This window comes from Lutibacter sp., assembly GCF_041562875.1.
GTDB lineage: Bacteria > Bacteroidota > Bacteroidia > Flavobacteriales > Flavobacteriaceae > Lutibacter.
The window spans coordinates 1-25,375 of sequence record NZ_JBFFOE010000040.1 but is presented as its reverse complement, the minus strand read 5'-3'; the positions used below and the strand labels follow the sequence as shown (position 1 = coordinate 25,375).

The window sequence follows — 25,375 nt, the reverse complement described above, 5'->3', positions numbered from 1 at the left end:
TTTTTGCTCAATTTATTTAATAAAGGATTCATTCCTTTCACTAAACTTTGCTGCATCATTTTAGAATCATCTTTATGGCATTGCAAACAAGCTCCAACCAATAATAATTGCTGTTGTTCTTTTACTGAAAAAGGTCTAAAATCTAATCGAGTTGAATTTACAACACCTACTTTAACTTCCTTTAAAAATGGAATCCAGGCATCTTCAGGTAAATTATCGTTTGGGTTTGAAGCATATTCAGAATTAAAATTCCATTTTCCTTTTCCATTTTCAATTATGTAAACTAATTCTCCTTTTCCATATCCTAAAGTTGCAGAATTAGCATGGCAAGATTTACAATCTCTAACTTTACTGGTTGTTGTGTGTGGAGAATTTGGAGCATATAATCTATAAAAAGTAACATCTTTTCCAATTTCACCAGTATAACTTCCTTTATCAATAGTCATAATCATTCCAGGTATTGCTGGCTCAATCAATTTTCCCTCGCTATTTTCTCGAACTCCCATTGCTGGTAATGATGACGAAAATTCAGCAACATGCTCTTTCCATTGCCCTTTTCCATATTTTTTATCCAACAAATCAAAGGCTCTCGGTTCATCTTTATCAAATTCAGTATGACAACCTATACAACGAGAAGTCCATGATGAATGGCACGTTGCACAACTCACATTTTTATGTGCATTATCTTTTGAACAAATTTCAGATTGTGGATTTAAGGAATGAAGCGCTCCATCTTTTTTACTAATTAAAAAAGCATTTCCCAAAGAATCAATAAACGTGTTTACCAATGGGTGATTATCTTTTTTAACCGCAATCATTTCTTTATCCTGATGTTTATAGTCTCTATGCAAAAAAACCAATAAACTCTCAGTATCTAAAGAATCGTATTTAATTGTGTTTGGTTTTTCTTTAAAATGACAGTCAGCACACTTCAAAGTTACAGCTTGTTCCGCATGTGAATATTTTTTACCAGTACCCATCACTTCATGGGAAGAATGACAATCTACACAAAGCATTCCTTTTGTATGATGAATATCCTCTTCAATGTACTTATAAACACGTTTATCTTCAACAGTTTTATATCCGATTAAATTTTTAATTTCGGCTGCATTTAACATGGTTTCTTGCCAGCCTTCATAATTTGTTGAAATTCTGCTCGATCGACTATGACAACCATAACAATGTTCATTTTTTACAAAAATATCTGTTGAAGGATGAAATTTTGGGATTTCTTTTTTATCAGAAGATAAATAATTTACTAAATCCTTTTTAGCTTCATCAGAATAATTTAAATGACAGGCATTACAACCTCCACCTCTACTCATTTGTGTAATTTCACCGTACTCCTTTTTTTCTGCTCCTAAATGACAATTAGCGCATAAATCACGAATATGCTTGTCAGCAGGTGAATTTTTAATATCCTTAATATGATAATGAGAATCTGGTGAATCTGCTTCACCAAAAATGTATTTATCTACAGCAACCAAACCACTATTAGTTGTCATTAGCGAGTTTTCAATTTTAGAAAGTTCATTTGGATGACATTTCCCACAAGTTGCTGCAGCATCTGCTAAATTTCCTGGAATTAAAACCATTCCTTTATGTGAAGCATCCTTATTTAAGGTATTAGGATTTCCTAAATGACAGCTGATACAACCAATTAATTCAGGATTGTGATATACTGAATATCCTTTTGTGCCTGAATGACAATTTAAACAAGACTCCTTGTCAACGTTTTCAATTTTTGTATACGTTGTATCTTCAATAAAAGTTTCTTTAAAAATTTGCTTGTTTACTAAATATAATAAACTCATCAGTAGTAAAATTACTGCAGCAAAAATTACAATTTTAAAATCTTTAATTTTCATTGATTAAGTTATGATACAAATTTACAATAATTTAAAATCTAGTTAAACTATTATTAAAAAAGTTAATAAACTGATATCCATTTCAATAGAGTATAAACGAGTAATTATGTAACATTTATCACATATAATTTACTGACTATCAATTTGTTATATGTAACTATTGTTACTTCATTTAGAACGCTCGAATGACATTTATCATATTTCAGGCAACACCTCTTGAATAACTTTACACCAGAAAAAAAATGAATAAACTTATGACTACTTCAAGAAGAAAATTTATTAAAATTTCTGCTTTAGGAATAGGAGGTGTTGCGGCAACTGCAAGTGCAATTAATGTATTTGGAGCCAATTCATATTTAGATGATTTAGTAAAACAAAAAGTTTCTAAAGAATTTAAAAGAACTGCTACTTATTGCGAAGTTTGCTTTTGGAAATGTGCTGCTTGGGCATACACAAATGAAGAAGGCGAGATTAAAAAAATTATTGGTAACGAAGATGACACTCACTGCGAAGGCAGACTTTGCCCTAGAGGTACAGGAGGAGTAGGAATGTATACTGATGAAGACAGGCTAAAAACTCCATTAATTAGAACAACTGTAAATGGTGAAGAAACATTTAGAAAAGCTAGTTGGGAAGAAGCTTTAGATTTAATAGCATCTAAATTTAAAACTGTAATTGATTCTCACGGCGCTGAATCTATAGCATTAATTAAACATGGTGCTCCAGGTGCTCATTTAGAGCATTTGTTTCAAGCTTTTGGATCAGATACAATTGCTGAACCTGCTTACGCACAATGTAGAGGACCAAGAGAAACAGGTTTTAAATCAACTTTTGGGACTTGGGTAGGTTCTCCAGAACCAACTGATATTAGAGATACAAAATGTTTAGTGCTTATTGGTTCTCACATTGGTGAAAACATGCACAACTCACAAGTGCAAGAAATGTCAGATGCTATAGACAATGGCGCTACTATAATTACTGTTGATCCTAGACTTTCAACTGCAGCAAGTAAATCTAAACATTGGTTAGCAATTAAACCTGCTACTGATATTGCTTTAATGCTTTCTTGGATGAATGTATTAATTGAAGAAGGTTTATATGACAAGGCTTATGTAGAAAAATATGGCCTAGGATTTGACGAGTTGAAAGAGCATGTAAAACAATTCACTCCTGAATGGGCATATGGTATAACTACAATAAAACCTGACGAAATAAGAAAAACCGCAAGAGTTATGGCTCATGCTGCTCCATCAGTAATTATACATCCTGGAAGACATGTTGTATGGTATGGTGATGATACGCAACGTGCTAGAGCAATGGCCATATTAAATGGTTTGTTAGGTTCTTGGGGACGTAGAGGAGGTTTTTATTTTAAAGAAAGTATTAAGGTTCCTAAATTCCCTCATCCTGAATATCATCATCCAAAATGGGGATGGAAAGAAATTGGAGCGAAATATCCTTTAGCAGAAATGGGAATTACAAGTGAAGTTCTTAGAGCTGCTATACCTAGCGAAGATAATAAATACCCTGTAAAGGCCTTAATGGTTGCTGGAACTAACATTACAAAATCAATTCCAGATAGAAAATTACTAGAAGAAGCAATTGAAGCTTTAGATTTTATGGTAGTAATTGATACCATGCCTATGGATGTAACTGGTTATGCTGATGTTGTTTTACCTGAATGTACGTATTTAGAACGTTATGATGGTATACGTTCAGCTACTAACAGACATCCTTCTATTGCTGTAAGAATTCCTGCGGTGACACCGAAGTACGATTCAAAACCAGTATGGTGGATGGCAAAACAAATTGGAGAACGTTTAGGTGTAGGTGAATACTTTAATTATAATGATTTTAAAGAAGTTATTGAGTGGCAATTAAAAGAGATGGGTACTTCTTTAGAAGAAATGGAAAAAATTGGAGTTAAAAACTATCCAAGAAAATCTGGACCTTTATACCTAAATGAAAATGAAAATTATCAATTCACAACAGCAAGTGGAAAAATTGAGTTTTATTCTCATGAATTAAAAAATTTAGGCTTTGATCCTATGCCGGTTTACACATCTCATCCAGAGCCACCACAAGGATTTTACAGATTAAACTATGGTAGAGCTCCAATGCATACTTTTAGTAGAACTGCAAACAATCCAAATCTAAATGATTTAATGGATGAAAATAAACTTTGGGTAAACCCAAAAGTTGCAAGAATTTTAAACTTAAAATCAGGTCAAGAAGTTTGGCTAAGAAACCAAGATGATATTACGTCAACTTTTTCAATAAAAGTAAGAGTTACTGAAAGAGTTCGTTGGGATTCAGTTTATATGGTTCACGGCTTTGGACATCAAAATAAAAAATTAAGCAGGGCTAATGGAAAAGGAATAAATGATACGCAGCTAATTTCTAAGATTGCTGTAGATCCTATAATGGGAGGAACAGGAATGAGAGGAAATTTTGTTACAATTTTAACTGAAAACCCACATAAAAATACCGAGATATGAGATATGCAATGGTAATAGACACATTAAAATGTGTTGGATGTAGTGATTGTGTTGTCGCCTGTCAAACAGAAAACGACGTTCCTCATGGGTACTGTAGAGACTGGATTACAGAAACTGTAGATGGCTCTTATCCTAATCTAGATTTAGAATTAAAATCTGAAAGATGTAATCATTGTGATAATGCACCTTGTGTACGTTGTTGCCCAACTGGAGCTAGTCATATAGTTGATGGTGGAATCGTTTTGGTTACTGAAAATGAATGTATTGGTTGTGGAGCTTGTATAGAATCTTGCCCTTATGACGCACGTTATCAACATCCAGATGGTTATGTAGATAAATGTACTTTTTGTCATCACAGATTAGAAAAAGGCCAATTGCCTGCCTGTGTATCTGTATGTCCAACAAAATGTATGTATTTCGGTGACTTGGATAATCCAAATAGTGAAGTATCACAATTACTTAAAAATAGAAAACATAAAACGTTAGCACCTGAAGCAGGAACTAACCCACATGTTTTTTACTTAATTTAAATTTATTAGTATTATGCAAGAAGAATTATTTACAAGCGGAAGAAACATTCCACATATAGATCCTTCATTACAAATATGGCACTGGCCAATTTCAACCTATTTATTTTTAGGTGGTTTAGCAGCTGGTATATTATTTTTTGCTGCCTTATTTTATGTATTAGGTAAAGAAAAACAATATCCTACAGCAGTGAAATTAGCTACTGTTATATCTCCAATAGCATTATCTCTAGGATTGATAGCACTATTATATGATTTAACACACAAATTTTATGCTTGGCAATTGTATACAACTTTTAGAATTGAATCTCCAATGTCTTGGGGTGCTTGGGTTTTATTAATTGTTACACCATTATCTTTTCTATGGGTTTTTAGTTATTATTCTGAAATATTTCCTAAATGGGAAAATAAATTACAGCTTTTAACAAAGTTTAAATTTTTAAAAACTTTTGAGTTATTTTTAATAAAAAACAGAAAGTATATGGCCTACGCCTTAATTCCTTTAACATTAGTTTTAGGTGTATACACTGGTATTTTACTATCTGCATTTAACGCTAGACCCCTTTGGAATAATGCAATTTTAGGTCCATTATTTTTAGTTTCTGGTTTGTCAACTGGTGCGGCTGCTATTATTTTATTATCAAAAACAACAGCAGAAAAGCATATGTTTGGCAAAATTGATTTAGTTCTAATTATTGTTGAATTAGCATTAATAGTCCATATGTTAATGGGAATGTATGCAGGTTCTCAAGTACAATTAGAAGCTATGCAATTATTAGTGAATGGTGAATTTACTTTAATGTTTTTTGGATTTGTAGTTATACTAGGACTAATAGTGCCTGCAATACTTGAACTTATTGAACTTATTGGTTATAAAGTTCCTGTAATAGTACCTGCACTTCTAGTATTACTAGGTGGATTAATATTTAGATTTGTGATGGTGGAAGCTGGACAATTAACTCGATTTCTTTATTAAAACAGAATATAATGAAAAAAAATAATCAAAATAAAAGACACGTTTATTGGAATCCTTATTTTGGAGGATTTCTACTCGGAATTCTAATCTTATTTACATTTTATATTACTGGTAGAGGATTAGGAGCAAGTGGCGCTATGAAAAGTGGTGTTGTTACAATTGTAGATACTGTCGCTCCAACACACGCTGAAAACAGTGCTTATTATAGCAAATTTATTAGTGATGAAAAATCTCCTATGAATACTTGGTTAGTGTTTGAAGCATTAGGTGTTTTAATTGGTGCTTTTATTTCAGGTGGATTAGCTGGTCGAATTAGCTGGAGAGTTCAACATTCACCAAAAATAACTTCAAAAAGAAGGTTAGCTTTTGCTTTAGGTGGTGGTATTCTATTTGGGTTAGGAGCCCAAATAGCTAGAGGATGTACTAGTGGTGCAGCATTAAGCGGTATGGCAGTATTATCAACAGGTGGTTTTATAACAATGTTAGCCATTTTTGGGTCAGCATTTGCATTTGCTTACTTTTTTAGAAAAAATTGGATTTAACTAAATAAAAATAAAAATATATGGGACCTTTAATTCCTAACGGCGTTATTCCAGCAGAATGGGATAGTATAATTGCCATTTTAATTGGTATTGTATTCGGATTTGTTTTAGAAGCATCTGGATTTTCATCTTCAAGAAAACTTGCTGGTGTATTTTACGGCTATGATTTTGCCGTATTAAAAGTATTCTTTACAGCTGCACTAGTATCATTAATAGGCATGTATTACATGGACTATCTTGGCTATGTTGATATCACACAAATGTATGTTCACCCAACTTATTTATGGGGAGCTATTGTTGGAGGTGTAATAATGGGTGCTGGATTTGTTGCTGGAGGTTTTTGCCCTGGTACAAGTTTATGTGCTGTAGCAATAGGTAAAATAGATGCTATTGTTTACGTAGTTGGAATTATGATTGGAGTTTTCATTTTTTCTGAATTATACTTTCTATTCCAACCAATATATGAGGGTTCTTTCATGGGTAATGTAACTTTAGTGGATTCATTTGGTGTTAATCCTTATTGGTTTATCTTCATATTTACCATTGTAGGAATTCTTTTATTTGCCATTTCAGATAAAATAAGAGCGAAAGTTAAAAAAATATTTTACTAATTTAATAATATATAAATAATGGTAAAGAAAAAAACAGCAAAATTTTTGGCATTCAGATATAAAATTCTGGCGCTAATATTTGTAATACTAGCGGGTGGATTAGTATTATTACCAAAGTATGAAAAGCATGAAGGTATTAAATCTGAAGAACTGCTTAGCAACATCATTAGCCCAGAAAGGTATATCTCAACTGATAAATTAGCCCACAAACTAATAAATCAAGATCCTTCTTATTTACTAATTGATGTGAGAGATGAAGAAAGTTATACAAAATATACACTTCCAAATGCAGTTAACATACCCCTGGCTAAATTATTAGATGAGGATTTTGAAATGTTCTTAAATCAAAAACAATACAATGTTGTATTGTTTTCAAACGATAATTTTTATGCAGATCAAGCTTGGGTTTTATGTAATAGATTAGGTTATAAGAATTTAAATGTACTAAAAGGTGGTATTAATCAATGGTACAAAACTATTATCAATCCCGAAAAACCTTTAGAGAATATGCCTGCTGAAGCATTTGAATTATACACTTTCAGAAAAGCTGCAAGTATGTATTTTGGCGTTGCATATCCTGAACAGTATAAGACTGCAACTGTAGCAAAAAAAGAGCCAGCAAAAAAGGTAATAACCGTAAAAAAGAAAAAAAAGGCGCCAGCTGAAGGTGGTTGTTAATTTTAAAAACTTTATAAAAAACTCTTTATGAAAGAATTAGAAAAAACCAAACGAATATCTATAGCTTCAACGCTTTTTATATTAATAATACTTATAGCTGTATTATCTTATAAAAGACCTAAACATTTATACAAAGCAAATAGTAAAATTACGCTTGAAAAAATGATAAGCAACGATTATTTTGTTTCATTAGATGAAATAAATAACCCAGATTATGTTTTAATAGATGTTAGAAGTCAATTTGAATTTGAAAAAGGGCATTTAGAAAATGCATTAAATATTTATGCCCCTGAAATTTTAAGCGATGATAATACCGCTGTTTTTGAAGAATTAAAAGAAAAAAATAAAACAGCCATTTTATATGGAAAAAATCCAAATGATGTAAATGCTCCTTTTATGCTTTTATATCAATTAGGATATGATAACCTTAAAATTTTAACTGTTGAAAATAGTTATAACGAAAATAAATTAATTACAAAAAATACTGAAATTGAAAAATCAGTAGCTGATGTAAATGCCTTTATAGCTGAATCAATAAAAAAAGCATCTATAAATTCAGATAAAGAAGTTGTAGTCAAAAAAGTTGTTAAAAAGGTAATTACAGTTAAAAAGAAGAAAAAGGCACCTGCAGAAGGAGGTTGTTAATTCTTTTAATTAGCTTCTAAAAAAAGGCGGTTTTTAAATTTAAAAACCGCCTTTTTTATGATACAAATATAATAGCAAATAAAGACTTAAAGTGCCTGAAGATGAGCAATTAGCTGTTTACTTTTTCAACAAAAGCATTTAAATCTTTTCCTGTTGGTTCTTCAAATATTTCTAAATCAAAATAGGGAACGGAAGCTATCACATGGTCAAAAATATCAGACATTATAGCTTCATAATTTGCCCATTCTTTATTACTACTAAAACAATAAATTTCTAAAGGAATACCTTGTGAAGTTGGTGCTAATTGCCTTACCATAGAAAACAGTTCTTTACTAACATCTGAATTTTTACTCAAATAAGTGTCAATATATTTTCTAAAGACTCCAAAATTGGTCAAATTTATACCGTTAATTAAAACGGACTTATCTGCTCCAATTTCTTTATTATACAAGGTTATTTCAGTATGCTTATCTTCAATATATTGTTTTACTAATTGTATTTTCTTTAATTCTTCTATCTTTTCTGCTGTTAAAAATTTAATCGAATTTTGTTTAATAAAAACGGCTCTTTTAATTCTTCTTCCTCCGGATTCCTGCATTCCTCTCCAATTTTGAAAAGAATCTGAAATTAAACTATAGGTTGGTATGGTGGTAAATGTATTATCCCAATTTTGTACGCGAACTGTTGCTAAATTAATGTCTGTAACGGTTCCATCTGCTCCAAATTTACTGTAAACAATCCAATCGCCTATTCTTACAATATCATTTACAGAAACCTGAATGGAAGCCACAAAACCTAAAATAGTATCTTTAAAAATTAGCAAAATTACTGCAGAAGCAGCACCCAATGTTGCAAAACTTAAAATATCTCTTCCAGTTAGTTGATATATGATAAAGAATATTGCCATTCCCCATAAAAATATCATTACAACCTGCACATAACTTTCCAAAGGTTTATCCATAAACCGTTCCTTAGTCATTAAATATCTTTGAGTAGATTTTAAAAAACTTCTTATAATTTTAACAATTAATATAATTCCATAGATATTAATAATGGCCTGAAAAGCTTTTAACAAAAATGGAAATTCCAATAAAATAACTGGAACAATAAACTTTAAAATAAATAATGGAATTACATGTGCTATATATCTAGGAAAATTACTTTTAACCAAAAAATCATCAAAAGTTGTTTTGGTTTTTAAGGAGAAAATATAAAACAGTTTAACAATTACAACGCGTAAAATTCTATCAAATAAATACGCAATAACTGCAATTAAACTAAGGGTAATAAACAAATTTGTAGTTTCAGCCCAAAATTTGGGGAACCCAACATCAATTAAAAAATCTTTTAAGAAATTGGTAAATTTTTGCATCTCTAAATCTTCAAACATCTTAATAATCGTTTTTTAATTATTTCTAAAAAAAGAGGCTATCTAAAAAGTTAATACTATTTATTTTGTCAAACTGAGCCTGTCGAAGTTTGTATTGATTATCAATAAATTAATATATTTCGACAGGCTCAATATGACATTAAATTCACTTTTTAGGCAGCCTCTTTTTTTAACTATTTTTAAAATTAAAACTCAGCATTTACATCCCAAGCTTCTAAATTTTCTTTTATATATTTTATAAACATACCTCCTAAGGCTCCATTCACAACTCTGTGGTCATAAGAGTGAGATATAAACATTTTATGTCGTATTCCTATAAAATCACCTTCTGAAGTTTCAATAACAGCAGGCACCTTCCTAACAGCTCCTAAAGCCAAAATAGCAACTTGTGGCTGGTTAATAATTGGCGTTCCAAAAACACTTCCAAAACTTCCAACATTTGTAACGGTATACGTACCTCCTTGAATATCATCAGGATTCAATTTTCCAATACGTGCTTTATTTGCTAAATCATTCACAGCTTTGGTCATACCAACCAAGTTTAATTGATCTGCATTTTTAATAACTGGCACAATTAAATTTCCATCAGCCAATGCGGCAGCCATTCCTAAATTAATAGCTTTCTTTTTAATAATTTTATCGCCATCAACAGCAATATTAATCATTGGGAATTTTTTTATTGCAGTTGCAACTGCCTGCATAAATATTGGAGTATAGGTAATTTTTTCACCTTCACGAGCAAAAAACTGATCTTTAACACGTTCTCTCCATTTTACAATATTTGTTACATCAACTTCAATAAATGATTGCACATGTGCTGATGTTTGAACTGAAGCTACCATATGATGTGCAATTAATTTACCCATACGGCTCATTTCAATTATTTCATCTCCTCCATTTACAGAAACTGGTGTAGAAATATTCACAATTTCTTTTTTCTCAACTTTTGGTTGTTGTGCATGAACAACTTCCATTTTTTCGACAGATTTAGTTGAACTTCTGCCGCTTTCAATATAACCTAATATATCATTTTTAGTAACTCTATCATCTTTTCCTGTTCCAATAATAGCCTCTAACTCATCCATAGATACCCCTTCAGTAGTAGCAATATTTCTAACTAATGGCGAAAAAAACTTCCCTGATTCAGAAATTTTATCAATTGTTTTAGAAGCTTCTTTTTCAACTTCATTTTCATTCATTTTTACTTCAGCAGGTATTTCACTTAACAAAGCAGTTTCATGAGAAGATTCAGCTTCATCACCTACAGTTTCAATAATAGCAATAGTATCTCCAACATTAACAACAGCATTCACATCAAACAAAATTTCAACCAATGTTCCTTCAACTTCGCTAGGCACCTCAGAATCTACTTTATCCGTTGCTATTTCAACAATAGCCTCATCCACTTCTATAGTATCTCCAATATTTTTTAACCAAGAGGTTATCGTTGCTTCCGCAACACTTTCCCCCATTTTAGGAAGTTTCACTTCAAATCTTGCCATTTTATAATTTTTTTAGATTTTGCAAATTTACAAAAATTATAGTCTATTTATAAAGAGTCAACATCTTTTATATTAAAGGAACTCTATATTCTATTCCATTTTTAATTATAAAATGGACTCAAACAGGGAATTTAGAATCCTATGCCTATAAATTAAATTACAATTTTCACAAAATTTAGTGGAAGATTTACCTACTTAAAACAGTATCCGTTTTAATTTTTTCACTTGTAAATAAGTAATTTAGTTGATAAAAAAAACAGCTGAAAATGATACTATATCTGCTTAAAGCAGTATATTTACACTTCTACTGCTTAATTGCTTACCTACGGTTATTTAATCAACTTAAAACAATTAACAATTTTTAAAAAAGTTATATAACTTTCATAACAAAGTTATATAACTTTATGTATAAAGTTGTACAACTTTAGCTAAAATCACTAACAAATATTGCGCATTTAATAGGTTAAACCATCATAATTAACAAGTAAACATGTATACTTATTACTATAACCTTTTTGGTAATCTGTTTTTACTATAAATTTTCGTCAGTTCAAGTACTATCTAATTAAAATTAGATGAAGATTTGAAAAATTAATATTAAAAAATATTCTCAATGCATTGCCAACAATCAAGCTGGCTCTTTCACTAAAAAGGCACACTGCACATCTTTTTAAAGTTTAGCCCTACTCCATTACGTTTCTTCAAAAACACGAGAACTAATGTATTTAATAACACTATAGTTAGTGTATTTTAACAACAAATAATACTTCACACTTTTAAGTTATGTAAAAATAGGAGTGTTTAACTCAAACATTTTGAAAATCTATAATTTGCCCTATTTTGAAGTAAATATTTCAACAGATTATAAATTCTATTTAGGATAAAACTTTAATTTGTAACAAAAGTTACCCCATTATGTAACAAATATATCCTTAAAACGTACAAAAATTAAATAGACTCTTTCTAAATAACACACAAAGCTTTAATTATCAGATAATTAAATTAATTTATCCTATGACAATTATCATACAGACCCGTATAAAACTCATTTAACTTTACATAAGTTGATAATAATAATAATAATAATAATAATAATAATAATTAAAAAAAAAGTCCAGAAGTATCTGACACTTCTGAACTTAAATTAAGTAACCTATAATAATATAAAAAAGTAAAAGTAATGAGAAAAATTAAATTAAGTTTAGTATTAGCCACAATGGCCGTATTAACATTTGTAAACTGTACACATGATAATACTCCACTAATAAAAATAGTTGGTGCTGAGAATGAGTCTAGCACAGAAGAACTATTAGTAAAAAAATTCACAACAGCACCAAATTTTGATGGTGAGATTGATGAAATTTGGAATGAAGCAAGACCTTTATTAAGTACTGCAACTGTTACACAAGCAGGAGATAGAATTATCACTTTAAATGGTAATAGTAATGGAGATGTTTCATTAGAACCAAAAGATTTAATGGATCCTTACACGGGTGAAAGCTACAATTACTCTTTAAGAGGTGGACACGATGGAGAATATTTGTATCTTTTATTTGAATGGGAAGATGAAGCTGATAGTAGAGATAGAGAAATGTGGTATTTTGATCCTGCAACTAGTACTTGGAAACAAGATAACAAATATGCAAATCATAAAAATGATAAAAATTATGAAGATAAATTTGCTATGATGTTCCCAATTAAAGTTAATGGTGCATATCCTGCAGGTTTTGAATCTGGTACTTGTGCAATTACTTGTCATAGTGGTTTAACAGACCCTCAACCAGGTCAAAAAACAACAAGACATTACATGCAAAATGCTGGTGAATTAGCTGATTTATGGCATTGGAAACGTAACAGAAACGAATTATCTCAATCTGTAGATGATGGTTACTGTAGAGATGCTGATGGTAAAGATGGTACGGCAGCTGCAAACGGAAGAAAAGGTGATGAAGGTACAAAAATGTATGATGACAAACCAGTATTCGAAGACACTGCAACAGGAATGAAAGGTCCTAAATGGGTTAAAAAAGGAAAAGAAAATTATTACTGGATTACTTTGGATGAATTGGCTTCAGGTGTTGCACAAACTGTAACTGGTGTTGCTGTTAACGGTGTATTAACATTATCTGATGGTTCAACTATTGATCCTAACACAGATTTGGTAAGCTATTCAAAAAGTTTTGGAAGCAAACGTTTCCCAAGTATTACTATAAACCCAGGTGGAGCAGGAAATGACTTTAGAACTGACACTCAAGTAAGAGCAAAACACAACGGTTCTGGATGGCAAGTTGAAATTAAACGTAAACTAAACTCGGGAGACCCTCATGATGCTGTATTTGTAATTGGTGAAGAAATTCCTTTTGGTTTATCAATATTCAACAATGCTGCAATTGGACATGCGATGAGTAATTTTAAAACTATGAAAATAGAATAATTAATAAAATATAGTTTCTATTAAAGGTGCAGATTATTAATATCTGCACCTTGTTTTTATTTAAAATGTAAGTTTGTGTAACAATAATAACATAAAAAAGAATGAATTTACATATAATCATTCTAAACAAGCGTTAAATACCTGATTAACAATCTTTTATTTTTTTTAAAAAAATGACTTATATCATAAAAAAATAATATCAATGTGACTAAATTTACATTAAAATTTAAAACAAATATCTAATACAAATATCTTAATTATGAAAAATTTAAAATTAATGGGTTTTTTGATGCTTTTCGCATCAAGTTTATTATTTATCCAATGTACAAGTGATCCTATTGCTGGACCACAAGGTATTGCTGGTGAAAATGGAAATGATGGTTCTGACGGAGTAGATGGAAATACTGCCTGTCTTCAGTGTCACGGTCAAGAAGCCGGAAGTATTAGCAGTACAATTGATTTAGCAAATGCAGAGTATAGTGTCTCAGGGCACGCTACAGGTGTAGCATATCTAAGAGGAACTTCTGCAGGTTGCGCAGAATGCCATTCTCAAGAAGGGTATGTACAAAACATTACCGGTCAAACAGTTACCGGTACAGCATTCCCTCAACCTATTGGCTGTAAAACATGTCATGATATTCATGACCCTGAAAAAATTGAACAAGGTAGTACTGACTTTAATTTAAGAAATGTAGCTGGAACAACACTAAAAATAAGTGGTATATTAGGTACTGATATTACTATAGATTATGGAAATACTAGTAATGCATGTATCACATGTCACCAACCAAGAAAAATTAGTAATAAGGATATGACTAAACCGCTATTAGCTGATTTAGATCAGGATGCACCATATACGCTATGGAGCCACTTTGGTCCTCACTATGGTTCACAAGCCACTGTATTTGAAGGTATTCAAGGTGAAGAAATTGGTGGTGCTATCGCCTATCCAACTGCTGGACAATCACCTCATAGAACCACAGCTTCTTGTGTAGGTTGCCATATGGGTGAAACAGACAAAGGTACTGGAGGACACTCTTGGATAACAAATAAAAAAACATGTAATACTTGTCACGAAGATAAAGCTACAACATTCTTTGATGAGCCTATGGCTGAATTAACAACCCTTTTAGTTGAACAAGGTGTGTTGACAGGAGAACTTAATGATGAAGGAGACATGGAGTATCACCTAAACGAAATTGAAATGACTGTACTTCAAGCTAGAGCTGCTTGGAATTGGGAGATGTTACACGTTGATGGTAGTCACGGTGTTCATAACCCTGCGTATACAAAAGCTTTACTTGGTAACACTATTGATGCTATAACAGTACAATAATAATATATTAAGATATATAAAGTTCAGGAGCTTAAACTCTCCTGAACTTTTAAAAAACTTACTATTGCTTCGTTATGAGCTTTTAATTCATAACATTATAAACAGAAAATCATGAAAAAAATATTTCAAATTTTAATCATCGTATGCGGAGGTTTGTTGATGAACTCATGTTATTATGATTCGGTTGCTGACGAGATCATTGTTGATCCGCTGCCAGATGATCCAGAAGATCCAGACTATGTCGAAATCTTATTTGGAACTGATATACAACCAATTTTCACAACTAAATGCGCTATGTGTCATAATGCTAGTAGAAATCCAGATTTAAGAGTTGGTAATTCGTATGCTGCGATTGTACCAGAATATGTTGTAGCAGGCGATGCTAATAATAGCCCACTATATAATAAAATATCTACTGGTCATAATACACCATCTACTGATCAACTTGCATTGATAAAAGCTTGGATAGACCGAGGTGCTAAAAACGACTAATAAAATAGTATAACACATGAAAAATTATATAAAAATACTTTTTGTTTTTTTAATGCTTCCATTTCTAGCAATTGCGCAAGAGGAAACTGTAAAAGATGAAAAAGTTGTAGAAAAATTGGAAAGATCTGCATTTGAAAGTGCAACTCTTATAGACAATGCAACAAATGTTTTGTTCAGTAAAAACACTTTAGAGGTGCAAATGCAGCACAGATTTGGATTAATTAACAATCCAAATACGCTAGGTGGTATTTATGGAGATGCTGCGAATATTAGAATTGCACTATCGTATGCCATTCATGAAAGATTAACTATTGGATTTGGGACAACTAAAAACGAACTGCTACAAGATTTAAATTGGAAAGTTTCTTTATTAAGACAAACACGTTCAAATAGTATGCCAATTAGTGTAAGTTATTACGGTAACTTTACTGGTGACGCTAGAGAAGCAAATATACTTTATAATATAAATAATAGATATAGTAAACAAGACAGATATTCTTATTTCAATCAATTAATTATTGCAAAAAGATTTAGTCCTAATTTCTCTTTACAGTTTGCTCCAAGTGTTTCACATTACAATGTAGTTGAAACAACTATGAGAAATGATATGGTAGCAATTGCTTTTGGAGGTCGCTATAAAATAAGCCCACAAACTGCTTTAATTATAGATTATACACAACCAATTACTAAGTTTTTGCAAAACAATCCTCATCCGGGAATAAGTGTAGGTGTTGAATTTTCAACTTCAGCTCATGCATTTCAATTATTTGCAACCAATTATAATGGTTTAGTACAACAAAAGAATATTATGTTTAATACAAATGATTTCTTTAATGGAGATTTTATGATTGGATTTAACATTACTAGAAATTATAGTTTCTAAATTCACATACTATTATTCATTTAAAAACAAAATAGGAGTTTTAAACTCTTATTTTGTTTTTTTCGGTTAAAGCCATTTTGCAATTAATGTTACAACATTATGTAACCTATATTGCATAAAAAAATAAGATATTTTAAGAAATATCCTCAAATAATATATATACTCCTCATTATCATATATTTAAATTTTATTGAAATATGACAGAAATCATAGAAAAGAATCATCATTAATCTTACATTTATCACTGATTTTAATGAATTTTATTTAATCTTTTTGGTTTAATTAAATTTCACATAAAATACATAGCTTTTGATTGAATAATATTAATCCAAACACTAAAACAGCATAGAATAGAGATTCTTGTTTTATTGTTTTATTAAAAAGTTTAAAAATGACTAAAACTAAAAAAGAAACATCCATTTCAAGAAGAGGGATACTACCCATTTTAGGAGGTGGTTTATTGTTACCACTTTTAGGATTTGGAAGATCAACGATTCCAGAAACAACTTTTATAGCGGAAGAAGGTGCAGAAGAATACCAAACTTTATTAAAGCCAGATGGTACAGCAGTAAAAGTTAGGGTAAGTGCCTTAAAAAACGCAAAAATAATTGAGAAAAACATTTCAAACAAGTCATTTCTAAATTGGCTAGGCCGAAAACTCTAATCACCATCTAATTATGAAAAATGAAAATACTAATTCAAGACGTAAATTTCTTGATAAGGGTTTAAAAATAGGAATAATAACCGCAATTAGCGGAATTGGCCTCTCCAAATTAGCTTCCAAACTTACCGCCCAAACCGACGAAAGTTCTGGTGATAAAATGGAATTAATGACTACTGATGGTACTATTATTCAAGTAGATTCATCAGAAGTAATGGAAATGGATACTTCTAAAAAACATGAAGAGTATAATGTTAGGGAAGGAATGCCTAACAGGAAGTTTGTTATGGTAATAGATTTAGCAAAATGTAAAAATGCTTTAAAATGCCAAACTGCTTGTAACAAACAACACTATATCACAGGCGAGCATGCTTGGCTTAAAGTGTATAAAATGCAAGAAGATGAAGATACGGCTCCCTATTGGATGCCAACCACTTGTATGCATTGTGACCACCCTGCTTGTGTTACTGTTTGCCCAGTAGATGCTACTTTTAAAAGAAGAGATGGATTGGTATTAATAGATAATGAACGTTGTATTGGATGCAGATTTTGTATGGCAGCTTGTCCTTATTCAACCCGTGTATTTAATTGGAGTGAACCAAACCAAGGCGAAATTACTATGCTTATGGATATGGAAAACCAAACTGAACATAACTCTGCTGAATTTGCCGGTTTGCCTAGTGTAAAAGGAACCGTTGACAAATGTGATTTTTGCCCTCACGCCATAAAAGAAAATGAATTGCCTCATTGCGTTACAGCTTGTCCTAATGGCGTATTTTATTTTGGTGACAAATATGAAGATACCGTTACCAATGGAGAGGAAACACTTAGATTGAGTAAATTACTAGAAGAAAAATCTGGATATAGATTAATGGAAGGCTTGGGTACAAAACCAAGCGTTTTCTACTTACCACCTGTTGATAGATTGGTAGATTTTAAAGAAGGATTAGAAAGTTTCACTGATTTCAAATCTGTTGACACACAAGAATAACTATGAAACGAGCTATACAAATTTCAACTTGCAAGAAAATGATTAATTGCGAACAGCATATGTTAACACTAAAAAATAAAATTTAAACATATGAAAAATTACGACAAAATACTTAACGACTTAGTGCCTCAAGAGTTTGGCAAAAGAGGTGTTATATGGACAATTTCTTTACTTGTTTTAATCATTTTAGGGATTATAGCCTATATAGATCAAGTTATAAAAGGGCAGGTAGTAACCAACATGAATGATTATGCATTATGGGGTGTTTATATCTCAAACTTTGTGTTTTTTGTAGCAACAAGTTTTGTTGGTACGGTTACGGTGGCTGTTCTAAGACTTACTAACAATACTTGGAGAACACCTATTGTTAGAATTGCTGAAATAATTTCTGTTGCTGCCATAATTATGGCTGGTTTAACTATTACCATTGACATGGGGAGACCTGATAGATTATTAAATCTATTTATTCATGCAAGAATGCAATCTCCTATTACTTGGGATGTTATCATAATTCCTACCTATATTATGGTTAGTTTATTATTACTTTATTTTCCTTTATTACCAGATTTTGGGTTACTAAAAAAATATTATGAAGAAAAAAACCCTACACTTAGTAAATGGTATGGAAAACTTTCATTGAATTGGACAGGAAGTGATGCTCAAAAAACAATTCAACTTAAATCAATTCATATTATTGCCCTTTTAATTATCCCTGTAGGTTTTATGCTCCAAACAATTGATGCCTGGTTATTTTCAACATTATTTAGGGTTGGTTGGGATAGTACAAACATGGGAGCCTATTTTATATCAGGAGCCGCTGTTGCTGGTGTAGGGGCGTTAGTAACTGTTGTGTATGTTCTTCAAAAAGTATATAAATTAGAAGATTATATTACAGATTATCACTTTGATAAATTGGGTAAATTTCTGGTGTTAACATGCTTAATTTATCTGTACTTTAATTTAAATGAGTATTTAATACCTCAACTTACTTCAAAAAAAGAAGCAACTACTCACATAAATGTATTGCTGACAGGTCAATTTGCTCCTTTATTTTGGTTTGTAATAATTGGTGGTCTTATCGTGCCAGTTGTTGTTTTATTATTTAAAAAAGGAAGAAAACCGCTACCCATGTTTATTATAGGTTTATTAGTGGTATTAGGTTCTTGGTGGAAACGTTACCTGATTGTTACCCCAACACTATTACATCCATTTTTACCAATTCAGGGTGTACCTGAAGAATGGCGTCATTATTTTCCGAGCTTGCATGAGTGGCTAATTACAATAGCAACATTGGCAATGGCACTATTAATTATTACCATATTGGTAAGATATGTTCCTATTATACCAATTCAAAGAACTGCAGATGAACAAGAAGAATTAGAACTTAATAAAAGCACTAAATTATGAGAAATCAATATATAACACGCCATATTTTTCTTATGGTACTAAGTGTGTTTTTATGCACTTCTAGTTTTGCACAAAAAGCAAAGAAAGACAAAGTTAGATTAAAAGCCAACTATGTTAAAATAATGAACTCTGAAATTTATTTTGACTTAGAAGCCAGTGCAAAGGTTGATGGTGAAAACGTTAATGTTTCTAAAGTTGAATTAGTTATTTACAACGTGGTGGATGAAGAACAACTGGAATTAGGAAAAGCAACCACCAATATGGGAGGTAAAGCTAGATTTAAATTAAAAGATTTGAGTTCTATAAAGCCAGATTCTACAAATACTTACAACATAGAAGTTTCATTTGAAGGTAACGAAAGTTTTAAAGGGGCTTCAAAAAGCTTAAGCTTTAAAAATGCCAATATTGATGCTAAACTTGTAACAATAGACAGCATAAATTATGTAACAGCAACACTTGTAAATAAATTAACTGACAGCATAATTGTTGGTCAATCATTAAAGGTTCTAGTGCAACGCTTATTTAAACCATTAGTTATTCAAGAATTTAATGAAACAGATGAAAACGGCACAATCCTTGTACCTATACCAGAAGGAATTCCAGGTGTTGATGGAAATTTAATTATTGAAGTAGTTCTGAATGACAGTGATGAATTTGGAACTGTTAAAGCCTTAGTTAATGCTCCTATTGGTAAACTAATAGTTGACGAGTCAACATTTGATGAAAGAACTATGTGGTCACCAAGAAATAAAACGCCTTTATTCTTACTCATATTACCAAATGTGTTAACATTTGCTATATGGGGAATAATAATTTATTTAATTACCAATTTATTTAAAATATCTAAATCTTAAAATTAAAAAACATGAAAACAATTAAATTTTTAACAATTATCGGAATGGTTTCTTTTGCATTTTACTCATTCACAACACTTGTTCAAGAAGAGTGGAAAGTTCCAGCAAAATACGAGACTATGAAAAACCCAATAGCAGCTAAAACAGATGCTGCAATTGGTAAATCATTATACACTAAACATTGTAAATCTTGTCATGGTGCTGAAGGTTATGGAGATGGTCCAAAAGCAGACGGATTAGATGGTGATTTAGGAGATTTTTCTACTGCAGAATTTCAGTCTCAAAGTGATGGGGCTTTATTCTACAAAACTTCTATTGGTAGAGATGATATGCCTGAATTTACAAAAAAAATTCCTTCAGACGAAGACCGTTGGTTAATCGTTAATTACATGAGAACATTAGCTGAGTAATTTTTACTTATTAACTTCAAAGTATAAAACCGAACAATCTGTTCGGTTTTTTTTGTCATTTAAATTTTAAAAAACTTAACTGTTCATTGAAAACAACTATAAATAATTATCATTCTAAATTTTATTTTCAACTATCTTATTAAAACTAATTTACTCATTTATTCTATTCTTATTGCATTTTAAAATTCTAGCTTCAAATGCAACTCTCTGCTAAATCTCTAATCAACTTTCTTCAATATTTATATTTCTTGAACTAGAGAATTTAATTGCTTATCGTACCGTGATAAAAATCACAATTTCATGTGACATATATATCCCAGTAATCCAGAAAATTTTCGTATAAAAGTTTTTTAAAAATGATATTTATCATCTTTTAATGTATCGTATCTCAATAACTTTATATTCGCAAATATTTCATATATCAAAAAATAAGTAACACTAATTTTATGAAGATAAAAACCTGTTCTTAATTTGTAAAATAGCGAATAACTAGATTAAAGCATATAAATATTTGAAAAAATGACATTTTAGTAAAGATCTTTTAATAAAATTTATTTAATAATTGCAATTATGAAAGAAAACAAAGCTGAAGAAAGCGGAACCAACAGACGTAAATTTCTTAAATTAGGATTGCTATCTAGTTTTACTGCAATCGCTGGCTCTTCAATTGTTACAAGCTTGACAGCGCAAGAAGAAGAAAAGGAACCTGCAGGAGAAGTTATAAGGTTATTAACCCCTGATGGAAAAATTGTTGAAGTAAACGCCTCAAATATTAACAATTATCCCGAAGCGCTTATAACTCCAGAAGAATCCAGAAAAGGAATACCTGACAGGAAATTTGTAATGGTTATAGATTTAGCCAAATGTAAAAACGCCAGAAAATGTGTTGAAGGTTGCCAAAAAGGTCATAATTTAGATTACGGTCAAGAATTTATGAAAATTAAACTTCTTCAAGACAATCCTACATCAGAGCCATATTGGTTTCCAAAAAACTGCATGCATTGTGATGAGCCACCTTGTGTAACGGTTTGTCCAACTGGGGCTACTTTTAAAAGAGAAGATAATATTGTATTAGTTGACAATGAACGTTGTATTGGATGTAAATTCTGTGTAACAAGTTGTCCATATTCTGCACGTATATTTAACTGGGAACACAAAGCCAAATTCGATGACAAAAGTCAACCTTATTCGCCAGAAACAAGCGTTCCTGGAGCTACGGGAACAGTAACCAAATGCGATTTTTGTCCAGATTTGTTAAGACAAGGTTTATTACCACATTGCGCACAATCTTGCCCTGAAGGTGTCATTTATTTTGGAGATAAAAATGAAGATCTTGTAACCAATGGCCAAGAAACTCTCAGCTTTTCCAAACTACTTACTGATCGAGGAGGCTATCGTCATTTAGAACATTTGGGAACCAAACCTAATGTATATTATTTACCTCCAGTGGATAGATTGTACGAATTAGAGGATGGATTTGATGTAAGCGAGGAAGTAAAAGAACGTTATAAAGATGTTCCTTATGTTCAAGAATTAAAAAAACAAGGTAAAATTTAACACTTAAGATTTTAAATATGAATATAGAATCTAGAAAAAGAGAATTATTCAAAGAATTTGCGCCAAGATTAGAAACAACTTCCATGTTAACTAAAATATATATAGGTTTCTTAATTGTAATAATTTTAGCAGGACTTTATGCTTTTTATTTACAAATGTCCGAAGGGCAGATTGTAACTGGAATGAGAGATAATGTGGTGTGGGGTATCTATGAGGTGAATTTTATTTTGTTAGTTTGCATAAGCTATTCAGGAGCATTTATTTCAGGAATATTACACTTTTTTCATACGCCTTGGAAAACTGCGATTGCAAGAATTGTAGAAATTATAACCGTATTATCATTACTAATTGGACCTATTTATATTTTGTTATGTATGGGAAGATTAGATAGGTTACATTATTTATTTATGTATCCTAGAATTCAATCTCCAATAACCTGGGATATTATGGCAATTATTACCGACATAGTTGCTTGTTTCATTTATCTATACTTAACTTTTATTCCAGATTTTGCTATTTTAAGAGATCATTGTGAAGAACGCAATATACCGAAATGGATTAAGAAAATGTACAAAACTTTAGCTATTGGTTATCAAGATACTAAAACACAGCGCAATCGATTACATAAAATAACAAGAACAATGTCTGCAATGGTAATTGTACTTGCAATTGTTGCTTATTCTGTATTAGCGTGGATTTTCAGCTTAACACTACAACCTGGTTGGAATAGCACAATTTTTGCTCCATATTTTATTATTGGCGGATTATTTTCAGGAGTTGCTTTTATTATAATAACTATGTATTTAGTACGTAAGTTTTATAAACTTGAAAAATATATCCGTAGAATGCACTTTAAAGTAGGAGGAATTATTTTATTAATTCTAGCAATGCTTTATGGATATTTTACTTTTACAGAATATTTTTCAAGATGGTTCAGCCATAAAGCAATTGATACTAATTTATTAGACAAGCTATTTACAAGATACTTTTGGGAATTTATATTAGCCAATTATGTGGGAATTCTAGTGCCAATTGGAATTTTATTCTTCAAAAAATTTAGAACAATTAAGTGGGTTACAATTGCTGCTATAATTGCTTTAGTAGGCGTTTGGCTTAATAGATATTTAATAGTAATTCCTACGCTAGAAACACCTTATGTACCAATTCAGGATACTAGAATTGATTACCTTTTCTATTCTGCATCCTGGGTTGAAATTACACTAAGCATTGCTGGAATTGCAACATTCTTACTAATGTTCACATTAATAGGAAAAATAGTTCCACTTGTTCCAATGAACTATATTTTAGATGGCCGAACTGCACCTGATACAGTTCAAAATAAAGACAATAAAAAAATATCAGAGTAATAATAATTTTGAAGAATTATGAAAAGTAATCTATATAATCACACCTTCTTTATTTCAATAATTGCTGCATTATTACTATGCACCAATGGAACAGCCCAAGAAAACGATTTAAGTAATTTTAAGATGCGTTTTGATTTTAAAACAGTTAAACAAGCTGATAATTCTCGTTTGCTTGAAGTAACTTTTATTGCCCTAAATAAAGAAGATAGAAAAGATCAGCCTCCAGTTTATAAAGCTGAAATACAATTCTTTAATATTCAGAACGATGAAGAAATTCTATTAGGATCTTCAAAAACTTCAAAAGAAGGGGTTGCCCAATTAATTCTTCCTGAAAATCAAAAATACAATATTGATGGAGAAGGATATATTAATTTAAGAGCCCGCTTTAATAGTACTGATGCTTTAAGTGAAGAAGAAGAGGATTTAATGGTTAAAGATCTTCATTTAGACCTCAATTTATCCGTAATTGATTCTGTAAAAACTGTAACACTTACTGCTTTTACTATTGATAGTTTAGGTGTTAAAACCCCTGTAAATGATGTATACGTAACCACCTATGTTAAGGCTATGCTTTCAAAAAAGAATATTGATGAAGGAATTATTAGTGATGGTGAGTATACCTTTGCTATGTCGCAAAGTTTTGCAGGCAATACAAAAGGTGATTTGACAATTTCTTCAATTATTGATGATAACGATGAATATGGTAATATTATTCAGGAGAAAACTGTTCATTGGGGAACATTTAACAAACAAATAAAGACCGATGAAAACAAGTTATGGACAAAGGCTGCACCAATTTGGATGTATGTGGTATTAACTATCCTACTATTAGGTGTTTATGTGAATTTTATTTACACCATTGTAAATTTGTTTAAAATAAAAAAAGAAGGTTCAGAATTGGAAATAAAAAAAGAACCTTATAGAAATACTTAAAATTAAACAGCATTAAAATATAATTTGGTGCTGATTTTAACAATTATAATTAATTAATAATAAACAAAAATAAAATCACAAAAAGATGAAAACAATTAAATTTTTAATGATTATCGGACTAATTAGTATCGGACTTTTTTCATTCAAAAAATTAACACAAGAAGAATGGAAAGTTCCTGCTAAATATGAAAAAATGACAAACCCTGAAGAGGCATCAAAAGCTAATATAGCTATTGGTAAATCTTTATACACAAAACATTGTAAATCTTGTCACGGAAGCAAAGGATATGGCGATGGAACAAAAGCAGATAATTTAGAAGGTGATTTGGGAGATTTTTCATCAAAAAAATTCCAATCCCAATCTGACGGAGCTTTATTTTATAAAAGCTATATAGGCAGAAAAGACATGCCTAACTATGAAAAGAAAATGAGTGAAGAAGATATGTGGATAACAGTTCATTTTATGAGAACATTAGCTGAATAATTTTTTGATGATTCATTCTAAAATATCTATTGAGATTTATTAGACAATAATATTAAACTTGATATATAATTAAAAAAGGTTTCGCTTTTGCTAAACCTTTTTGTATTTTATTAAATTCAATTTTTTTTAAATAGAAAATAATTTACAGTTTTAATCCTACTAAAAATCCCTATCTAAAAAACCTCCAAAATGTATGAATACTGTAAGTTTCCTTTTAAATTATGTAACAAAATTAATAACATAGATAACTAACTTTGTAACATTCTAATAAATCATTATAAATTCATAAAACGAAATAAAATGAAGAAACTAATTATTTTCGCAATTTT

The 25,375-nt window shown here is 30.8% G+C and carries 23 protein-coding genes; 20 read left to right on the top strand and 3 right to left on the bottom strand.

The window, feature by feature from the left end:
- Nucleotides 1-1,868, bottom strand: a 1,868-nt coding sequence (locus ABY863_RS07505) for a hypothetical protein (RefSeq protein WP_372793645.1), incomplete at its 3' end; no start/stop codon positions are given.
- A gap of 242 nt (nucleotides 1,869-2,110) precedes the next feature.
- Between ABY863_RS07505 and ABY863_RS07500 the strand changes: the two genes are divergently transcribed.
- Genes ABY863_RS07500 through ABY863_RS07470 form a run of 7 tightly spaced genes read left to right on the top strand, consistent with a single transcriptional unit; the run spans nucleotide 2,111 to nucleotide 8,345 of the window.
- Complete coding sequence (locus ABY863_RS07500; RefSeq protein ID WP_372793644.1) at nucleotides 2,111-4,366, top strand: molybdopterin-dependent oxidoreductase; 2,256 nt, start codon at nucleotides 2,111-2,113, stop codon at nucleotides 4,364-4,366.
- Nucleotides 4,363-4,896 carry a 4Fe-4S dicluster domain-containing protein gene (locus ABY863_RS07495; RefSeq protein ID WP_372793643.1) on the top strand — a complete coding sequence of 178 codons (534 nt, stop codon included), beginning with the start codon at nucleotides 4,363-4,365 and terminating at the stop codon, nucleotides 4,894-4,896. The genes ABY863_RS07500 and ABY863_RS07495 overlap by 4 nt, the downstream gene beginning before the upstream one ends.
- 13 nt (nucleotides 4,897-4,909) lie before the next feature.
- Nucleotides 4,910-5,869 (top strand): NrfD/PsrC family molybdoenzyme membrane anchor subunit, encoded by a 960-nt coding sequence (gene nrfD, locus ABY863_RS07490; RefSeq protein WP_372793642.1) that lies wholly within the window; start codon nucleotides 4,910-4,912, stop codon nucleotides 5,867-5,869.
- Nucleotides 5,870-5,880: 11 nt separating this feature from the next.
- Nucleotides 5,881-6,411 carry a YeeE/YedE thiosulfate transporter family protein gene (locus ABY863_RS07485; protein WP_372793641.1) on the top strand — a complete coding sequence of 177 codons (531 nt, stop codon included), beginning with the start codon at nucleotides 5,881-5,883 and terminating at the stop codon, nucleotides 6,409-6,411.
- A gap of 20 nt (nucleotides 6,412-6,431) precedes the next feature.
- Nucleotides 6,432-7,022, top strand: a complete 591-nt coding sequence (locus ABY863_RS07480) for a YeeE/YedE thiosulfate transporter family protein (RefSeq protein WP_372793640.1) — start codon at nucleotides 6,432-6,434, stop codon at nucleotides 7,020-7,022.
- Nucleotides 7,023-7,040: 18 nt separating this feature from the next.
- Nucleotides 7,041-7,700 carry a rhodanese-like domain-containing protein gene (locus ABY863_RS07475; RefSeq protein ID WP_372793639.1) on the top strand — a complete coding sequence of 220 codons (660 nt, stop codon included), beginning with the start codon at nucleotides 7,041-7,043 and terminating at the stop codon, nucleotides 7,698-7,700.
- A gap of 27 nt (nucleotides 7,701-7,727) precedes the next feature.
- A complete protein-coding gene (locus tag ABY863_RS07470) occupies nucleotides 7,728-8,345 on the top strand; it encodes a rhodanese-like domain-containing protein (RefSeq protein ID WP_372793638.1) in 618 nt (205 codons plus the stop codon).
- 109 nt (nucleotides 8,346-8,454) lie between these two features.
- On the opposite strand, the gene ABY863_RS07465 is transcribed toward ABY863_RS07470, so the two are convergent.
- Together ABY863_RS07465 and ABY863_RS07460 are read right to left on the bottom strand one after the other, a co-directional pair.
- Nucleotides 8,455-9,735, bottom strand: a complete 1,281-nt coding sequence (locus ABY863_RS07465) for a mechanosensitive ion channel family protein (RefSeq protein WP_372793637.1) — start codon at nucleotides 9,733-9,735, stop codon at nucleotides 8,455-8,457.
- 185 nt (nucleotides 9,736-9,920) lie between these two features.
- The gene (locus ABY863_RS07460; protein ID WP_372793636.1) at nucleotides 9,921-11,237 is read right to left on the bottom strand and encodes a dihydrolipoamide acetyltransferase family protein; all 1,317 of its coding nucleotides are present in this window, start codon (nucleotides 11,235-11,237) and stop codon (nucleotides 9,921-9,923) included.
- Between the two features lie 1,180 nt (nucleotides 11,238-12,417).
- On the opposite strand from ABY863_RS07460, the gene ABY863_RS07455 reads away from it, so the two are divergent.
- The 13 genes from ABY863_RS07455 (at nucleotide 12,418) to ABY863_RS07395 (ending at nucleotide 25,046) form a co-directional block, all read left to right on the top strand.
- Nucleotides 12,418-13,671 (top strand): ethylbenzene dehydrogenase-related protein, encoded by a 1,254-nt coding sequence (locus tag ABY863_RS07455; RefSeq protein WP_372793635.1) that lies wholly within the window; start codon nucleotides 12,418-12,420, stop codon nucleotides 13,669-13,671.
- A 259-nt stretch (nucleotides 13,672-13,930) separates the two neighbouring features.
- A complete protein-coding gene (locus tag ABY863_RS07450; protein ID WP_372793634.1) occupies nucleotides 13,931-15,007 on the top strand; it encodes a hypothetical protein in 1,077 nt (358 codons plus the stop codon).
- Between the two features lie 294 nt (nucleotides 15,008-15,301).
- On the top strand, nucleotides 15,302-15,499 hold the full coding sequence (locus ABY863_RS07445) for a hypothetical protein (RefSeq protein ID WP_372793633.1): 198 nt from the start codon (nucleotides 15,302-15,304) through the stop codon (nucleotides 15,497-15,499).
- A 16-nt stretch (nucleotides 15,500-15,515) separates the two neighbouring features.
- Entirely contained in the window at nucleotides 15,516-16,382 is an 867-nt protein-coding gene (locus ABY863_RS07440) for a DUF5777 family beta-barrel protein (protein ID WP_372793632.1), read from the top strand.
- A gap of 391 nt (nucleotides 16,383-16,773) precedes the next feature.
- Nucleotides 16,774-17,046: a hypothetical protein gene (locus ABY863_RS07435; RefSeq protein WP_372793631.1), complete on the top strand. Its 273-nt coding sequence runs from the start codon at nucleotides 16,774-16,776 to the stop codon at nucleotides 17,044-17,046.
- 13 nt (nucleotides 17,047-17,059) lie between these two features.
- On the top strand, nucleotides 17,060-18,034 hold the full coding sequence (locus tag ABY863_RS07430; protein ID WP_372793630.1) for a 4Fe-4S dicluster domain-containing protein: 975 nt from the start codon (nucleotides 17,060-17,062) through the stop codon (nucleotides 18,032-18,034).
- Nucleotides 18,035-18,124: 90 nt separating this feature from the next.
- Nucleotides 18,125-19,441: an NrfD/PsrC family molybdoenzyme membrane anchor subunit gene (nrfD, locus tag ABY863_RS07425; RefSeq protein ID WP_372793629.1), complete on the top strand. Its 1,317-nt coding sequence runs from the start codon at nucleotides 18,125-18,127 to the stop codon at nucleotides 19,439-19,441.
- The gene (locus ABY863_RS07420) at nucleotides 19,438-20,295 is read left to right on the top strand and encodes a hypothetical protein (RefSeq protein ID WP_372793628.1); all 858 of its coding nucleotides are present in this window, start codon (nucleotides 19,438-19,440) and stop codon (nucleotides 20,293-20,295) included. Before nrfD (ABY863_RS07425) ends, ABY863_RS07420 begins: the two co-directional genes overlap by 4 nt.
- An 11-nt stretch (nucleotides 20,296-20,306) precedes the next feature.
- Nucleotides 20,307-20,705, top strand: a complete 399-nt coding sequence (locus ABY863_RS07415) for a cytochrome c (protein WP_372793627.1) — start codon at nucleotides 20,307-20,309, stop codon at nucleotides 20,703-20,705.
- A gap of 570 nt (nucleotides 20,706-21,275) precedes the next feature.
- Nucleotides 21,276-22,262, top strand: coding sequence for a 4Fe-4S dicluster domain-containing protein (locus ABY863_RS07410; RefSeq protein ID WP_372793626.1), 987 nt, complete (start codon nucleotides 21,276-21,278; stop codon nucleotides 22,260-22,262).
- Between the two features lie 17 nt (nucleotides 22,263-22,279).
- Entirely contained in the window at nucleotides 22,280-23,629 is a 1,350-nt protein-coding gene (gene nrfD, locus ABY863_RS07405; RefSeq protein WP_372793625.1) for an NrfD/PsrC family molybdoenzyme membrane anchor subunit, read from the top strand.
- Between the two features lie 18 nt (nucleotides 23,630-23,647).
- The gene (locus ABY863_RS07400) at nucleotides 23,648-24,562 is read left to right on the top strand and encodes a hypothetical protein (protein ID WP_372793624.1); all 915 of its coding nucleotides are present in this window, start codon (nucleotides 23,648-23,650) and stop codon (nucleotides 24,560-24,562) included.
- Nucleotides 24,563-24,647: 85 nt separating this feature from the next.
- Nucleotides 24,648-25,046 carry a cytochrome c gene (locus tag ABY863_RS07395; protein WP_372793623.1) on the top strand — a complete coding sequence of 133 codons (399 nt, stop codon included), beginning with the start codon at nucleotides 24,648-24,650 and terminating at the stop codon, nucleotides 25,044-25,046.
- Nucleotides 25,047-25,375 lie beyond the last annotated feature (329 nt).

Excerpts from the sequence above, each read along its gene's own strand:
- ABY863_RS07500 (WP_372793644.1), top strand. The coding sequence starts at position 2,111 with ATGAATAAACTTATGACTACTTCAAGAAGAAAATTTATTAAAATTTCT.
- ABY863_RS07495 (WP_372793643.1), top strand. The coding sequence starts at position 4,363 with ATGAGATATGCAATGGTAATAGACACATTAAAATGTGTTGGATGTAGT.
- nrfD (WP_372793642.1), top strand. The coding sequence starts at position 4,910 with ATGCAAGAAGAATTATTTACAAGCGGAAGAAACATTCCACATATAGAT.
- ABY863_RS07485 (WP_372793641.1), top strand. The coding sequence starts at position 5,881 with ATGAAAAAAAATAATCAAAATAAAAGACACGTTTATTGGAATCCTTAT.
- ABY863_RS07480 (WP_372793640.1), top strand. The coding sequence starts at position 6,432 with ATGGGACCTTTAATTCCTAACGGCGTTATTCCAGCAGAATGGGATAGT.
- ABY863_RS07475 (WP_372793639.1), top strand. The coding sequence starts at position 7,041 with ATGGTAAAGAAAAAAACAGCAAAATTTTTGGCATTCAGATATAAAATT.
- ABY863_RS07470 (WP_372793638.1), top strand. The coding sequence starts at position 7,728 with ATGAAAGAATTAGAAAAAACCAAACGAATATCTATAGCTTCAACGCTT.
- ABY863_RS07465 (WP_372793637.1), bottom strand. The coding sequence starts at position 9,735 with ATGTTTGAAGATTTAGAGATGCAAAAATTTACCAATTTCTTAAAAGAT.
- ABY863_RS07460 (WP_372793636.1), bottom strand. The coding sequence starts at position 11,237 with ATGGCAAGATTTGAAGTGAAACTTCCTAAAATGGGGGAAAGTGTTGCG.
- ABY863_RS07455 (WP_372793635.1), top strand. The coding sequence starts at position 12,418 with ATGAGAAAAATTAAATTAAGTTTAGTATTAGCCACAATGGCCGTATTA.
- ABY863_RS07450 (WP_372793634.1), top strand. The coding sequence starts at position 13,931 with ATGAAAAATTTAAAATTAATGGGTTTTTTGATGCTTTTCGCATCAAGT.
- ABY863_RS07445 (WP_372793633.1), top strand. The coding sequence starts at position 15,302 with ATGTGTCATAATGCTAGTAGAAATCCAGATTTAAGAGTTGGTAATTCG.
- ABY863_RS07440 (WP_372793632.1), top strand. The coding sequence starts at position 15,516 with ATGAAAAATTATATAAAAATACTTTTTGTTTTTTTAATGCTTCCATTT.
- ABY863_RS07435 (WP_372793631.1), top strand. The coding sequence starts at position 16,774 with ATGACTAAAACTAAAAAAGAAACATCCATTTCAAGAAGAGGGATACTA.
- ABY863_RS07430 (WP_372793630.1), top strand. The coding sequence starts at position 17,060 with ATGAAAAATGAAAATACTAATTCAAGACGTAAATTTCTTGATAAGGGT.
- nrfD (WP_372793629.1), top strand. The coding sequence starts at position 18,125 with ATGAAAAATTACGACAAAATACTTAACGACTTAGTGCCTCAAGAGTTT.
- ABY863_RS07420 (WP_372793628.1), top strand. The coding sequence starts at position 19,438 with ATGAGAAATCAATATATAACACGCCATATTTTTCTTATGGTACTAAGT.
- ABY863_RS07415 (WP_372793627.1), top strand. The coding sequence starts at position 20,307 with ATGAAAACAATTAAATTTTTAACAATTATCGGAATGGTTTCTTTTGCA.
- ABY863_RS07410 (WP_372793626.1), top strand. The coding sequence starts at position 21,276 with ATGAAAGAAAACAAAGCTGAAGAAAGCGGAACCAACAGACGTAAATTT.
- nrfD (WP_372793625.1), top strand. The coding sequence starts at position 22,280 with ATGAATATAGAATCTAGAAAAAGAGAATTATTCAAAGAATTTGCGCCA.
- ABY863_RS07400 (WP_372793624.1), top strand. The coding sequence starts at position 23,648 with ATGAAAAGTAATCTATATAATCACACCTTCTTTATTTCAATAATTGCT.
- ABY863_RS07395 (WP_372793623.1), top strand. The coding sequence starts at position 24,648 with ATGAAAACAATTAAATTTTTAATGATTATCGGACTAATTAGTATCGGA.